The 14,069-nt window shown below is 72.5% G+C and carries 12 protein-coding genes; 6 read left to right on the top strand and 6 right to left on the bottom strand.

The genetic code is table 11. The features are described from left to right. Positions 1 to 33 precede the first annotated feature (33 nt). From PVE36_RS01105 to PVE36_RS01085, 5 genes are all read right to left on the bottom strand, one after another. Positions 34 to 456: a helix-turn-helix transcriptional regulator gene (locus PVE36_RS01105; protein ID WP_277454041.1), complete on the bottom strand. Its 423-nt coding sequence runs from the start codon at positions 454 to 456 to the stop codon at positions 34 to 36. Positions 457 to 640: 184 nt separating this feature from the next. Continuing rightward, positions 641 to 1,756, bottom strand: a complete 1,116-nt coding sequence (gene purM, locus PVE36_RS01100; RefSeq protein WP_277454040.1) for a phosphoribosylformylglycinamidine cyclo-ligase — start codon at positions 1,754 to 1,756, stop codon at positions 641 to 643. After that, positions 1,753 to 3,279 (bottom strand): amidophosphoribosyltransferase, encoded by a 1,527-nt coding sequence (purF, locus tag PVE36_RS01095; RefSeq protein WP_277454039.1) that lies wholly within the window; start codon positions 3,277 to 3,279, stop codon positions 1,753 to 1,755. Before purF ends, purM begins: the two co-directional genes overlap by 4 nt. Positions 3,280 to 3,339: 60 nt before the next feature. Then, positions 3,340 to 3,570: a hypothetical protein gene (locus PVE36_RS01090; RefSeq protein ID WP_277454037.1), complete on the bottom strand. Its 231-nt coding sequence runs from the start codon at positions 3,568 to 3,570 to the stop codon at positions 3,340 to 3,342. Then, entirely contained in the window at positions 3,567 to 6,461 is a 2,895-nt protein-coding gene (locus PVE36_RS01085) for a BTAD domain-containing putative transcriptional regulator (protein WP_277454036.1), read from the bottom strand. Before PVE36_RS01085 ends, PVE36_RS01090 begins: the two co-directional genes overlap by 4 nt. 83 nt (positions 6,462 to 6,544) lie before the next feature. Here PVE36_RS01085 and PVE36_RS01080 point away from each other — a divergent pair, with 83 nt between their 5' ends. The 3 genes from PVE36_RS01080 to PVE36_RS01070 all read left to right on the top strand — a co-directional run bounded on the left by PVE36_RS01080 (position 6,545) and on the right by PVE36_RS01070 (position 9,430). After that, complete coding sequence (locus PVE36_RS01080; RefSeq protein WP_277454034.1) at positions 6,545 to 7,651, top strand: class I SAM-dependent methyltransferase; 1,107 nt, start codon at positions 6,545 to 6,547, stop codon at positions 7,649 to 7,651. A 78-nt stretch (positions 7,652 to 7,729) separates the two neighbouring features. Further along, entirely contained in the window at positions 7,730 to 8,359 is a 630-nt protein-coding gene (locus PVE36_RS01075; protein ID WP_277454033.1) for a sulfotransferase family 2 domain-containing protein, read from the top strand. 21 nt (positions 8,360 to 8,380) lie between these two features. Beyond that, complete coding sequence (locus tag PVE36_RS01070; RefSeq protein WP_277454032.1) at positions 8,381 to 9,430, top strand: Gfo/Idh/MocA family oxidoreductase; 1,050 nt, start codon at positions 8,381 to 8,383, stop codon at positions 9,428 to 9,430. Here the strand turns inward: PVE36_RS01070 and PVE36_RS01065 are convergent. Then, positions 9,396 to 9,791 carry a sterol carrier family protein gene (locus PVE36_RS01065; protein WP_277454031.1) on the bottom strand — a complete coding sequence of 132 codons (396 nt, stop codon included), beginning with the start codon at positions 9,789 to 9,791 and terminating at the stop codon, positions 9,396 to 9,398. The two genes, PVE36_RS01070 and PVE36_RS01065, sit on opposite strands and share 35 nt — an antisense overlap. Positions 9,792 to 9,933: 142 nt before the next feature. Here PVE36_RS01065 and PVE36_RS01060 point away from each other — a divergent pair, with 142 nt between their 5' ends. The 3 genes from PVE36_RS01060 (at position 9,934) to PVE36_RS01050 (ending at position 14,051) form a co-directional block, all read left to right on the top strand. Next, a complete protein-coding gene (locus tag PVE36_RS01060; protein WP_277454030.1) occupies positions 9,934 to 12,072 on the top strand; it encodes a bifunctional UDP-sugar hydrolase/5'-nucleotidase in 2,139 nt (712 codons plus the stop codon). Positions 12,073 to 12,158: 86 nt separating this feature from the next. Next, positions 12,159 to 13,016 (top strand): fused MFS/spermidine synthase, encoded by an 858-nt coding sequence (locus tag PVE36_RS01055; RefSeq protein WP_277454029.1) that lies wholly within the window; start codon positions 12,159 to 12,161, stop codon positions 13,014 to 13,016. A 243-nt stretch (positions 13,017 to 13,259) separates the two neighbouring features. Further along, complete coding sequence (locus PVE36_RS01050) at positions 13,260 to 14,051, top strand: basic amino acid ABC transporter substrate-binding protein (protein ID WP_277454028.1); 792 nt, start codon at positions 13,260 to 13,262, stop codon at positions 14,049 to 14,051. Positions 14,052 to 14,069 lie beyond the last annotated feature (18 nt).

The raw sequence follows: 14,069 nt of genomic DNA, 5'->3' as shown, positions 1-14,069 counted from the left end.
GCACTGCCCTCCGTCAGATCCACACCTGACGGTTCAGATCAACCCCTGACGACGCGCTTCGGCGGCCGCGGCGGCCCGCCCGGAGACGCCCAGCCGGCCATAGGTGTGTGACAGGTGTGACTTCACGCTCGAGAGGCTCAGGTAGAGCCGCTCGGCGATGTGCCTGTTCCCCAGGCCCGCGTCCACCAGGCGCAGCACCTCGACCTCCCGCTGCGACAACGGCGGGGTCGCTCGCGGAGTGCGCTGGACGAGGGGACCGGTCACCGGGTGGTCCAGGTCGGCGCGCTCGCCGCGTGCCGCCGCCCGGATGGCGGCGCCGATCTGCAGCGGGGTGCTCGACATGACGAGGCAGCCGCGCGCGCCCGCGGCGATGACACCCTCGGGGGGCACGCCGTCCTCGGCGAGGCAGACCCACGCGGGAGCGTCGGGTGCCCGTCCGCAGGTGCGGGACAGCACCTCGATGGTGCCGGTGCCGAGCCCCCGACGAGCACGATGACGTCCACCTGCGGGGTCGTGGCGATCTCGGCGGCCGTCGCGGCCGGCGGGACCATCTCCAGATCCGGGTCCGCGCCGAGGACGGCGACGAGGGCGTCACGACGGAGCTCGTCGGCGTCGGCGACGAGCACCCGGGTGGCGGGTGTCAGGCGTACTCCCCGACGACCTGGACGGCTCCGCCGTCCACGCCCTTGGCGCCCTGGACGGTCTCGGTGCCGGAGTCGGCCCCGGCCGTCGCGGCGTCACTGACCTCTCCCAGGACCCAGGCGTCGATGCCGGCGGCACCGGCCCGGGCGATGGCTGCCTCGACATCACCCTGCGGCAGTGCCGCGACGAAGCCGATGCCCATGTTCAGCGTGCGCTCCAGATCGGGTTGCGGGACCGATCCCAGCGAGCCGAGGAGCGAGAAGATCGCCGGCGGCGTCCAGGTCGAGCGCTCGACGCGGGCCAGCGTGCCCGTGGGCAGCACGCGTGCGAGATTGGCGGCCAGGCCACCACCGGTGACGTGGCTCAGCGCGTGGACGTCGACGTCCGGGGAGCGGACGAGGTCGAGCAGCGCACGCGTGTAGATGCGGGTCGGCTCGAGCAGCTCCTCACCGAGGGCGCGGCCCAGCTCGTCGACGTGCCGGTCGAGCTCCCACCCGGCGGAGGCGATGACCCTACGCACGAGGGAGTAGCCGTTGGAGTGCAGCCCCGAGGAGGCGAAGGCGAGGACCGCGTCGCCCGCGACCACGCGGTCGGGCCCGAGGACGGCGTCGTGCTCGACGACGCCGGTGGCCGCACCGGCCACGTCGTACTCGTCCGGGTCGAGCAGTCCGGGGTGCTCGGCGGTCTCGCCGCCGACGAGGGCGACACCGGCGAGCTCACACCCCTTCGCGATACCCGCGACGATCGCCGCGATGCGCTCGGGGACGACCCTGCCGGTCGCGATGTAGTCGGTCATGAAGAGCGGCTCGGCACCGCAGACGACGATGTCGTCGACGACCATGCCGACGAGGTCCTGGCCGATCGTGTCGTGCCTGTCCAGCGCCTGCGCGATCGCGACCTTGGTCCCGACGCCGTCGGTGGAGGTGGCGAGCACCGGCCGCCGCATGCCCTGGAGGGCGCTGGCATCGAACATCCCGGCGAAGCCCCCGAGGCCCCCCAGGACCTCCGGTCGGGTGGCCCTGCGCACCGACTCCTTCATCAGGTCGACGGCCCTGTCACCGGCCTCGACGTCGACGCCGGCCTGGGCGTAGGTGATCGGGGACTGCTGCGTCACGGTCGGCGAACCGCCTCTTCTGTCGGGGTGAACTCGAGCTCGAGGAGACCCTTGCCGAGGCGGTCCTCGGACGGCAGCTCCATGGGGTAGACACCGGAGAAGCAGGCCGTGCACAGCTCGTCGGCCGGCTGGGCCGAGGCGGCGACCATCCCCTCCTCGCTGATGTAGCCCAGGGAGTCGGCGCCGAGGGAGGTCGCGATCTCGTCGACCTCGAGCCCGGTGGCGATGAGCTCGGCGCGCGTGGCGAAGTCGATGCCGAAGAAGCACGGCCACTTGATCGGTGGCGAGGAGATGCGCACGTGGATCTCGGCGGCGCCCGCCTCGCGCAGCATCCGGACCAGGGCGCGCTGGGTGTTGCCGCGGACGATGGAGTCGTCGACGACGACGAGGCGCTTGCCCTTGATGACGTGCTTGAGGGGGTTCAGCTTCAGCCGGATGCCGAGCTGACGGATCGTCTGGCTCGGCTGGATGAAGGTGCGCCCGACGTAGGCGTTCTTCACCAGACCCTGGCCGAAAGGGATCCCCGACTCCTGCGCGTAGCCGATGGCCGCCGGTGTGCCGGACTCCGGGGTCGGCATGACCAGGTCGGCCTCGACCGGGTGCTCGCGGGCGAGGGTGGCGCCCATCTCGACACGCGCCTCGTGGACCGTGCGGCCGTTGATCGTCGTGTCGGGGCGCGCGAGGTAGACGTACTCGAAGACGCAGCCCTTGCGGGCCGGCTCCGCGAACTGGCGGGTGCGCAGCCCGTCCTCGTCGATGACGACCAGCTCACCCGGCTCGACCTCGCGCACGAACGAGGCGCCGACGATGTCGAGGGCGGCGGTCTCGGAGGCGACGACCCAGCCGCGCTCGAGGCGGCCGATGACGAGGGGACGCAGGCCCTGCGGGTCCCGCGCCGCGTAGAGGGTGTTCTCCTCCATGAAGACGAAGCAGAAGGCTCCCCGCAGCTTGGGCAGCAGGGCCATCGCGGCGGTCTCGAGGCCGAGCTCCGGGTCGTGCGCGAGGAGGGCCGTGACCAGGGCGGTGTCGGAGGTGTTGCCGCGACGCAGCTCGCCGTCGGTGATCCGGTGGATCCGGCCGTCGTCGCCGGGGATCTCGTCCCCGCGCTCCTCGACGAGCTGGCGCAGCTCGGCGGAGTTGACGAGGTTGCCGTTGTGGGCGAGGGCGACGGTGCCGGTCGCGTGCCCACCGAGCGTCGGCTGGGCGTTTTCCCAGGTGGACCCGCCGGTCGTCGAGTAGCGGCAGTGCCCGACGGCGACGTGTCCCCGCAGCGTGGACAGGCTCCGCTCGTCGAAGACCTGGGAGACCAGGCCCATGTCCTTGTAGACCAGGATCTGCTTGCCGTTCGAGGTCGCGATGCCCGCCGACTCCTGCCCACGGTGCTGCAGGGCGTAGAGGCCGTAGTAGGTCAGTTTCGCGACGTCCTCGCCGGGGGCCCAGACCCCGAAGACGCCACAGGCGTCCTGGGGGCCCTTCTCCCCGGGGATCAGGTCATGGGACAGCTGTCCGTCTCCGCGTGGCACGAGGTCCAGTCTCCCACAGCCGCCGGGGCGGGCACAGCGTGGCCGCCCGGCTCGCGTCGCCTACTTGCGGTAGGTCAGGAGGGCTGCGACGACGGCACCGACGAGACCGCCGACGCACAGCCCGACCACGCTCATGAATCCCAGGGACACGCCCGGGTCGTAGGTGATGTTGTAGCCCTCGTCCGTGGTGGGCCCGAGCAGCGAGATGACGCCGAAGACGATGAACCCGATGATCGCCCCCGTGGCGATGAAGGGGATGGGCCTCGGGCGGCTCGGTGGCTTGCGGTTCACTCCCACATCGTAGGCGGGGCGTCGGAGGGGGACCGAGGCGCCACCACCTCGCGCAGCACCGCCTCCGTCCTGCGGACCACCTGCGTCCGGGATGTGGCCGACGCGAGCTGCCGGATGCCGGCGACCGCGGGTGCGCCCAGCCGTGACCCCAGCTCCCCGGCGAGGGCGGCATACCGGTCGACGTCCTCACCCACCAGTGGTGGCACCGACTCCCCGACCTCGGCGGCCTCGAGGACGAAGACCGCCTCGGCTGCCCTGCCGTGCGACGCGAGCAGCTCCGCACTCAACCGCAGCGTGGTCCACAGCTGGGGCCACACCCCCTTCGCCGCGAGATCGGCCAGGAGCCACGACGCGAGCCGGGTCGCCTCCTCGAGGTCGCCGTGCCGGGTCGTGGCCGACAGGAGCGCCACGCGGGCGACCCGACCGACCTGCTCCGCCCCCACCCGGTCGGCCTCCCGCGCGGCCTGGCGCAGCAGCGCCGACCCCCGGTCCGGGTCCTCCGTCAGCGCGATCTCCCCCGCGGCGAAGTGGGCGAACGCGGACGACGCGTCGGCCACGCACGCCCCGGCGGCGAGCGCGACCGCCAAGTGGTCCCGGGCCGCGACCATGTCCCCGTGGTAGCAGGCGCTCAGGGCGAGCGAGGCACTGGCCTCCGCCAGCATGCCGGGCATGGCGACCAGCCGAGTGAACCACCGCAGCGAGTCCTCCCGGTCGCCGGCGTACATGGCGCCGACGGCCAACGCCAGGACCGCGCTCACGGGATCGTCACCCTCGGCCATCCGCAGGGCTGCCCGGGCCAGCCGCCGCGCGCCCGGGAGGTCCCCGCGCTCCCCCAGGTGGAAGGCGCCGGCCCCGACTCCTCCCGCGAGCTGGGGGTGTGGGGCCGCGGCCCCACGCTCGGCCAGCTCGATGAACAGCGTGCTCAGCTCCACGCCGGGCGTCCAGTGCAGGCAGGCGGACACGTCGGTCGCGATCGACGCGGCACGGTCCAATCGCCCCGCGCCCAGCGACCACCGGACGGCGGTCACCATCTCCGGTGCCGCCGCACGCAGCCGCTCGTCGATCACCGCGCCGTCGGCGTGCAGCCAGTCCCGGGCGATGCCGGAGGCGACGTCGGCGACCCAGCTCGCGTGCGCCTCGCGGGTCGCGTCGATCCGGCCGGAGTCGCGCAGCCGGCCGGCCGCGAAGGCGCGCACGATCATGAGCAGGCGGTACCGCATCCCCGTCCCGTCGTCGTGGCAGGAGACGAGGGATGACTCGACGAGCTCCGCGAGGTCCTCCCCGACGTCACCGCGCTCACCGGGCAGCCGCGCGACGAGCCCCCGCACCTCAGTGATGGTGAAAACCCCGGCGAAGACCGAGAGCCGGGAGAGCAGCGCCTGCTGGTCGCGCGTCAGCAGCCGGTAGGACCAGTCGACGACGTCCTCGAGCCCGTCGACCCGGTCGCGGGCGGCACCGTCGACGGAGGCCAGCACCTCGTCGATGCCTCGGGTGGCGACCCGTGAGGCGGCCAGCTCCAGGGCAAGGGGCAGACCGTCGAGCCGGCGGCACAGCTCCTCCACCGCCGGCGCGTTGTCCGGGGTGAGGGCGAAGGTCGGCGCCAGCCGGCGCACCCGGTGGGTGAGGAGACGGACCGACGCCGTCAGGCCCGACCCCGGCTCGTCGACCGCGGGCACCGTCAGAGGCGCCAGGGGCACCACCTGCTCGTGGTCCACCCCAAGCCGTCGTCTGCTCGTGGCCAGCACTCGCACGTCCCGGCACCGGGTGACCAGCCTCCGCACCAGCACGGCCACCTCGTCGACCACGTGCTCGCAGTTGTCGATGACGAGCAGCCCGCCTCGTGTCTCGAGCCGCTCGACGACGGCGTCCGCGGCCGCGGAGCCGTGCGCCGGCCGCAGCCCGAGCGAGGTCGCGACGGCGAGCGCAACTCCGCCGGACGTGATGGACGCCAGCTCGGCGACGCAGACCGGCAGCGCGAGTCGGTCGTGGAGCAGTGGCACCGCCTCGGCGGCCAGACGGGACTTGCCGACACCACCGGGACCGGTGACGACCGTGAGGCGGTTGCGCATGACGGCAGCCACGAGATCGGCCAGCTCGTCCTCCCGGCCGATGAGGGCCGCCGACGTGTCCAACCACACCGGTGGCCGCGACCGGGGGGCCTCGGGCAGATCGTGGCCGAGGACCTGCTGCTCCAGCCGGACCAGCGCCGGGCCGGGATCCAGCCCCAGCTCCCGGACCAGCCGGGTGCGGTGACGACGGCACTCGGCGAGGGCGTCCGCCGCCCGGCCGTCGCGGTAGAGCGCGGTCACGAGGATCTCCACGGCCCGCTCCCGGAAGGGTTCCTCGGCCAGGAGCGCCTCGGTCAGCCCGACCGCGGTGACCGGGTCACCCGCGTCGACGGCCAGGGCGGCGAGCCGCTCGGTCGCATCCGCGCGCAGCCCCTCCAGGCGCATCGCCTCCACCATGACGAAGGGGGCGTCCCCCAGCTCTGCGTAGGCCGGCCCCCGCCACAGGGCCAGTGCCTCCTCGAGCAGGTGGGCGGCCCCCTTCGGCCCGGCCCGGTCCGCTCGGGCCAGCCGCTCCTCGAACTCGCCGGCATCGACCCCGTCCGCCGGGACGTCCAGCGCGTAGCCCGCCGGACCGGCGCTCACGATGGCTTCCCCCACGACGGCACGCAGCCGGGAGATGACCGTGTGCAGCGCCCCGTGCGGGTCGTGGGGCAGGTCCTCGCCCCACGCCGCCTCGATGAGCGAGTCCACCGGCACGGGATGGCCGCGATGGGTGGTGAGGCACGCAAGGACCCTGCGTCGACGTCCCGGTGGCACCGGCACCGGCCGCCCGTCGACGCGCACCCCCAGCGGCCCCAGCACGCCGATGTGGACCTTCGCCACCCTCCCACTGTGCCCGACCGCGCGGTGAAAGTCGCGTGAAAGGGCCACCTCGGACGATGGGCGGCACGGACCGAGGAGGAGTCATGACCGGAACCATCGAACCGAAGACGATCGACATGAGCACGATCGACATGAGCAGGGTGGGCGAGTTCGCCCAGCAGGTCGGCGGGATGCTCGCCGGCGGGGCCACCGCAGCGATGATGGTGCTCGGGGACCGGGTGGGGCTGTACGCGGCCCTGGCCGAAGCCGGGCCCGTGGCGTCGACCGAGCTGGCCGAGCGGGCCGGGCTGGCCGAGCGGTACGTCCGGGAGTGGTTGTCCCAGCAGGCAGCGGTGGGTTTCGTGCTGTACTCGCCGGAAGGCGAGACCTTCACGCTCCCGCCCGAGCACGCGGCCGTCCTGGCCACGGACGACTCGCCGGCGAGCATGATCGGGGCCGCTCCGACGATCACCGGGATGCACCGGCGCATCGACCAGCTCGCGGAGGCCTTCCGGACCGGGGGCGGCATCCCGTGGGGTGAGCAGGACCCGACCACCTTCGAGGCGGCCGAGCGGTTCTTCCGCGTGGGGTACCGCAACAACCTGGTCAGCGAGTGGATCCCTGCCCTGACCGGCGTCGAGGACAAGCTCCGGCAGGGGGCGAGGGTCATCGACGTGGGCTGCGGTCACGGCGCCCCGATGCTGCTGCTGGCCGAGGCCTTCCCGAGGTCGACGTTCGTCGGCTACGACGCGCATGCCGGGTCGGTGGCGGTCGCCCGGCAGCGGGCCGCCGAGGCGGGTCTGGCCGACCGCGTGCGTTTCGAGGTGGGCCACTGCCACGGGTACCCGGACGAGGGTGTCGACGTCATCACCTTCTTCGACGCCTTCCACGACCTGGGCGACCCCGTGGGCGCGGCGGCGCACGCCCGGCGGGCGCTGGCCGACGACGGGACACTCGTGCTCGTGGAGCCGCGGGCCGGCGACGACCTCGCCACGACCCTGGCCACCGTGCCGCTGGCGCCGATCAGCCTCGCGGCCTCGACCTTCATGTGCACGCCCAACTCCCTCTCCCAACCCGTCGGGCTGGCCCTGGGCGCGTCGGCGGGCCAGCGCACCTTGCGCGAGGTGCTCGAGCAGGCCGGGTTCGCCACCATCAGGCTTGCCGCGGAGAGCGACTTCAACACCGTCATGGAGGCCTCACCGGCCCCCTGACCTCGGCTGTGCGGCACTGGCGGTCGGTGGAGTCCCGGAGACCCCGGGACTCCACCGAACCGCGATCGAAGGACCTCCATGCCCGTCTTCCGCCAGGACGAACGCAAGTTCCTCTTCGTCCACATCCCCAAGACCGGTGGCTCCAGCATCGAGAAGGCCTTCGCCGACGTCGGGTACCGGACGCTCTACCGCGACGGCCGCGTGGGACCGGCTTCGTGGAGCGGCATCCGCCGGTGCACGCCGCAGCACATGCACCGGGAGATGCTGGAGATGATCCTGCGGGTCGACCAGTTCGACGGCGTCTTCACCGTCGTGCGTGACCCCCTGGCGCGGATCAGGTCGGAGTACCTCTGGCGGCACCGGCACGACGACTTCGGCGTCGACGGCCGGTCCGTCGAGAAGTGGACCGCCAGGACCCTGCGCCGGTACGGCAAGGACCCCTTCATCTTCGACAACCACATCCGCCCGCAGGTCGACTTCCTGCTCGACCGCGCCCTGGTCTTCCGCTTCGAGGACGGGCTGGACGCGATGGCCGCCACGCTGAACAAGAAGTGGAAGCTCGGTCTGCCCGAGGAGCTGCCCCGCCTGCGCGAGGGTGCGACGGCGACGAAGTACTCCAGCCGGGACGTCGAGGTCACCGACAGGACGAGGCGGCTCGTGACGGACTTCTACCGCGACGACTACGAGCGCTTCGGCTACCGCGCCTGACCTGCGCCGTAGGTTGGGCGCATGGACCCAAAGCGCCCGCACGCCCACGTCCCGGGGATGACACTCCCCTCGCCACGCACCCCCGACCCCGCCACTGCGCCGGGCCTGCGGTGGGGCCTGCTCGGGGCGGGCGGGATCGCCTCGCAGATGGCCTTCGCGCTGCGCGGCACCACCCAGGAGGTCGTCGCCGTCGGGTCGCGCGACGAGCAGCGGGCGCAGGCCTTCGTGGCCGAGCACGCCTCCGACACCCGTGCCCACGGCAACTACGCCTCGCTCGTCGCCGACCCGGACGTCGACGTCGTCTACGTCGCGACCCCGCACAGCGAGCACCTCGAGCACGCGCTGCTGGCGATCGCCGCGGGCAAGCACGTCCTCGTCGAGAAGCCGATGGCTCCCACCGCCGACGAGGCCCGGCAGATCGTGGCCGCCGCCCGTGAGGCCGGCGTCTTCTGCATGGAGGCGATGTGGACCCGGTTCCTGCCGCACATCGACGTGCTGCGGCAGGTGCTCGAGCTCGGGCTGCTCGGCGAGGTGAGCACCGTGCTCGCCGACCACGGCATCCGGCTGTGGCCGGACGGTCCGCAGCGCCTCTCCGACCCGGCCCTCGCGGGCGGGGCGATGCTCGACCTGGGCATCTACCCGCTGTCCTTCGCCTCGCTCGCCCTCGGTGGGCTCGAGCGCGTCGCGGGGCTCGGTGACCTGACCGACCTCGGCGTCGACCGACGTTTCGCCTTCGTGGCCCAGGGCCCCGGCGGCGCCGTCGCCTCGCTCTCGACGGACATGTCCGCGAGCACCCCGACGACGGCCTCGGTCAACGGCACGTGGGCCCGCCTGGAGCTGGAGACGATGTTCTACATGCCGACGACGATGCGTCTGGTCGGTGCCGACGGGGTCGTCCTCGACACGATGACCGGCGACCCGATCGAGCAGCACCGGGGCCTGCGCCACGAGGCGGTCGAGGTCGCGCTGCGCGTGGCCGCCGGCGAGACCGAGTCGCCGGTCATGCCGCTCGAGGAGACCGTGGCGATCCTGACGGTCATGGACGAGCTGCTCGGCTCCCTTCGCCGGTGAGCGGCAGGTGGGCGGAGAGGTCGGTGCGCTGACCGCTGACCCGGACGCTCCCTTCGTCGACCGCGTCGGACCACGTGCGGTCACCGACCGCGAGCGCCAGCCACGTCTGCGGGTCGGTCTCGACGACCGCCGGTGGGGTGCCGCGGGTGTGCACCGGGCCCTCCACGCACTGCGTCGCGGCGAAGGGGGGCACCCGCACCTCGACGCTGCGGCCGGGAGCGCGCTCGGCGAGCTCCTCCATCGTGTAGCGCACGGCGGTCGCGAGGGTGGCCCGCTCCACGGCGGCCGGCTCCTCGGCACCGGCCCACGCGCGCAGGGCGGTCCGGCCCGTGTCCACGGGAATCCGCCGTCGTGCAGCCATGGCCCCAGTCTCCCACCGCCGATCATTCATCTCCCGGCAAGGCCCCGGACGCCCTTCGTCCTGCGAGAGCCACCCGGATGCGGCACAGTCGTCGCGTGCCCGCGCGCGGGCACGCCACGCCACAGCTCTCGGGAGGACACCCATGCCCATCACCTCACGGGGTGCGTCGCTGCTCGCCGGTGCGAGCGCGACCATCGCGCTCGTCGCCAGCGGCGGCGCCGCCCACGCCGCAGACCCGGTCGACCCGGGCGGGATCGACCCCGCACTCACGGCCGTCAACCTGCTCAACATCAACGACTTCCACGGCCGCATCGACGGCGACGGCACCGGCGCCCTCGGCAAGACCGTCGCCTGCACCATCGAGTCGGCCAAGTCGGCGCTCGGTGAGGAGGAGACGATGCTGCTGTCCTCGGGCGACAACATCGGGGCCTCCCCCTTCGTCTCCTCCTCGCAGCAGGACACCCCGACGATCGAGTTCCTCGACGCGCTCGAGATGCGGGCCAGTGCCGTCGGCAACCACGAGTTCGACGGCGGCTTCGCCGACCTGACCGGCCGGGTGGCCGACACGGCCGACTTCGACTACCTCGGCGCGAACGTCTACGCGGCCGGCACGACCACCCCGGCGCTGGACGAGTACTCGATCCAGAGCATCAACGGGCTCGACGTCGCCGTCATCGGTGCCGTCACCCGGGAGACGTCCTCGCTCGTCTCGCCGGCCGGCATCACCGAGATCGAGTTCGGCGACCCGGTCGCGGCCGTCAACCGGGTCGCCGCGCAGCTGAGCGACGGCGACGCCGCCAACGGCGAGGCCGACGTCGTCCTCGCCGAGTACCACGAGGGCGCCACCGCCGGCACGACCCTCGAGGAGCAGGTGGCGGCCGGGGGCGCCTTCGCCGACATCGTGAGCAACACCTCCGGGGAGGTCGACGCGATCTTCACCGGGCACACCCACCAGGAGTACGCGTGGGACGCCGCCGACCCGGACGGCGGAACCCGCCCGGTGATCCAGTCCGGCTCCTACGGCGACCCCGTCGGGCAGGTCCAGCTGGGCTACGACCCCGCCACCGGCGAGGTGACCGAGTACTCCGCGACCAACCTGCCCACCCTCGAGTCCTTCGACACCTGTGCCGGTGACCCCGAGTTCGACGCGGCCGCGAGCATCGTCGACGCCGCGGTCGCCGACGCCGAGGTGATCGGTCGGGAGGTCGTCGGCACGGTCTCCGACGACATCACGACCGCCGTCCCCGTCGACGACGACCGCGACGACCGGATGCGCGAGTCGACCCTGGGCAACCTCACCGCCGACATCTGGCTGGACGCGATGAACCGGGAGGGGCGTCCCGGAGCCGACATCGGCATCATGAACCCCGGCGGTCTGCGCGACGAGCTCTACTACGCGCCCACCCGCCAGGAGGCCCCCGGCGAGGTGACCTTCGCCGAGGCCGCGGCGATCAACCCCTTCGCCAACACGCTGATGACCGTCGACGTGACCGGTGAGCAGTTCGTCCGGGTGCTCGAGCAGCAGTGGCAGCCGGCCGACGCGTCGCGCCCCTTCCTCAAGCTGGGTGTCTCCGAGAACGTCTCCTACACCTGGGACCCGGACGCTCCGGAGGGCGAGCGCATCACCTCCGTGACGGTCGACGGGGCACCGATCGACCCGGCGGGGACGTACACCGTCACCTCCGGCTCCTTCCTCCTCAGCGGTGGTGACAACTTCACCGTGCTCGCGGAGGGGAGCAACCGCACCGACAGCGGACTGATCGACACCGACGCCTTCGTCGACTACTTCGAGTCGCGCGAGGTCGTCGAGCCGGACTTCGCCAAGCGCGCGGTCGCGGTCGACGACCAGCCGCGCGAGCTCGTCGCCGGTGAGGAGGTCTCCTTCACCGCCTCCGGCTTCGACCTGACCTCGGTCGACGCACCGACCAACACCGAGGTGGAGGTCCTCGTTGGGGAGACGTCCGTCGGGACCTTCCCGATCACCACCGGGCTGATCGAGGGGCTGCCGACGCGCAACGGCAGCGCGGAGATCACCTTCACCGTGCCCGAGCTCGTCGGGGACGCGACGGTCACGCTCGTGGCCTCACCGAGCGGGACGACGGCGACCTTCCCGGTGACGGTGGCCGCCGGCGAGGCCGAGCGCCCCGGCAGGGGCAACGCCGACGAGCGCCCCGGCAAGGGCAACCGACTCGGTGACCGCCCCGGCAAGGGCCGGGACGGTGACCGGCCCGGCAAGGGCAACGACACCGAGGTCCGACCCGGCCAGGGCAACAACAGGTAGCACCCCGGCGAAGGGGGTCACGCACCAGATCGGGTGCGTGACCCCCTTCGTGCTGTCCGCCTGGGCAGGTGAGGGAGGATCAGCGGGTGGCTGGGATCGAGTTCGTGCCGGACGAGCACGGCGGGGTGACGGTGATGCGCGACGGGCACCCGCAGAGCCACGTCGACGTCGCCGACCCGGAGCACCTCGTCTTCGAGTACGTGCAGCACATGGCGGCCGCGATCGACGCGACCTTCCCCGGCCCCGACCCGATCGGGGTCACCCACGTCGGCGGGGCCGGACTGACCCTCCCGCGATGGGTGCAGGCCACCCGGCCCGGCTCGCCGCAGATCGTGCTCGAGCCGGACGAGCGGCTCACCGCCGCGGTGCGCGAGGAGCTGCCGCTGCCGCGCGGGCACCGCATCCGGGTGCGCCCCCAGCTCGGACGGGCGGGGGTGGCCGCCCTCAAGGACGCGTCGGCGCACGTCGTCCTCGTGGACGCCTTCGACGAAGGGAGGGTCCCGGCCGACCTGCAGACCGTCGAGTTCTTCGCGGAGGTCGCCCGCGTCCTGCGCCCGGACGGTTTCTTGGCGATGAACTGCCCGGACGAGCCGGGGTGGCGGCACGTCAAGGACGTGGTCGCCGGGCTGCTGGCGGTCTTCGGTACGTTTCGAGGCTTGACCGCGGACGGCCTGCGCACCTCAACGAACGGGGAAGGCGTGGCGCTCGTGGCGATGCGCGACGTGATGAAGGGGCGGCGCTACGGCAACACCCTCCTGCTCGCCTCGCACCGGCCGATCGACGCCGACGAGCTGCGCCGGCAGGTGGGCCGGTGGCCCTTCCCCTCCGGTGTGCTCGCCGGGGCCGCACTGACCCGGCGCACCAACGGCGGCACGCCGATCACGGACGGCGACTCCCGCCCTTCGCCGGTCGCACCCGACCCGGGGACCTGGCGGGCCCGCTGACCCGCACGGACGGGGCGCACAGAATGACCCCGATGGAGATGGTTTTGTGATCTGACCCACACGAGCCGCTGATAAGGTCGCGCCTGCCCCTGCTCTCCCGGCGGGCGACACGCACTTCAGGGGTGATGCGCGGGGCGAGCCGCGACGGTCGACCGACCGGGACGACCTCGCCCCTCGACCATCTCGTCGAACAATATGCTGCACCCACGCTTGCGATCCATTGACCCATGAAAGGCGGCTCCCATGCGGGCACGACTTCCTCTCGCTCTCCTCGCAGCCTCCACGCTGGCCCTGACGGCCTGCGGCGGAAGCAGTGACGACTCCGGCGGCGGCGGCGACGACGCCGGTCTCGGCCTCATCCAGTCCGGGACCCTCACGGTGTGCTCCGACATCCCCTACCCGCCCTTCGAGTTCGAGGAGGACGGCGAGTACACCGGCTTCGACATGGACCTGATGACGGAGATCGCCTCGGGGCTCGACCTCGAGCTGGAGATCAAGGACGTCGGCTTCGAGGGTCTGCAGAGCGGGTCCGCGCTGGCGGCCGGCACCTGCGACATCGGCGCGAGCGCCATGACGATCACCGAGGAGCGGGAGAAGAACCTCGACTTCTCCGAGCCGTACTACGACTCGCTCCAGTCGTTGCTCGTGCCCGAGGACTCCGACATCACGTCCATCGAGGACCTCGCCGGCAAGACCGTCGGTGTCCAGCAGGGCACCACCGGTCAGAAGTACGCCCAGGAGAACGTCCCCGAGGACACCGAGACCAAGGCCTACCCGAGCGATGCCGAGCTCTTCCCGGCACTTCAGTCCGGTGGCGTCGACGCCGTCCTGCAGGACCTCCCGGTGAACATCCTGCACACCGACGAGGGCGCCTTCACCATCGTCGAGGAGTACGACACCGACGAGCAGTACGGCTTCGCCGTCAAGGAGGAGGGCAGCGAGGAGCTGCTCACGGCGGTCGACGAGGAGCTGGCCTCGCTGCGCGACAGCGGCAAGTACCAGGAGATCTACGACACGTACTTCACCGAGAAGTGATCCACCCTGTGGCCCGGG

This window comes from Janibacter sp. DB-40 (assembly GCF_029510815.1).
Lineage (GTDB): Bacteria > Actinomycetota > Actinomycetes > Actinomycetales > Dermatophilaceae > Janibacter.
Note: the sequence above shows the minus strand (reverse complement) of the source record. Positions and strands in the feature narration are given on the sequence as shown.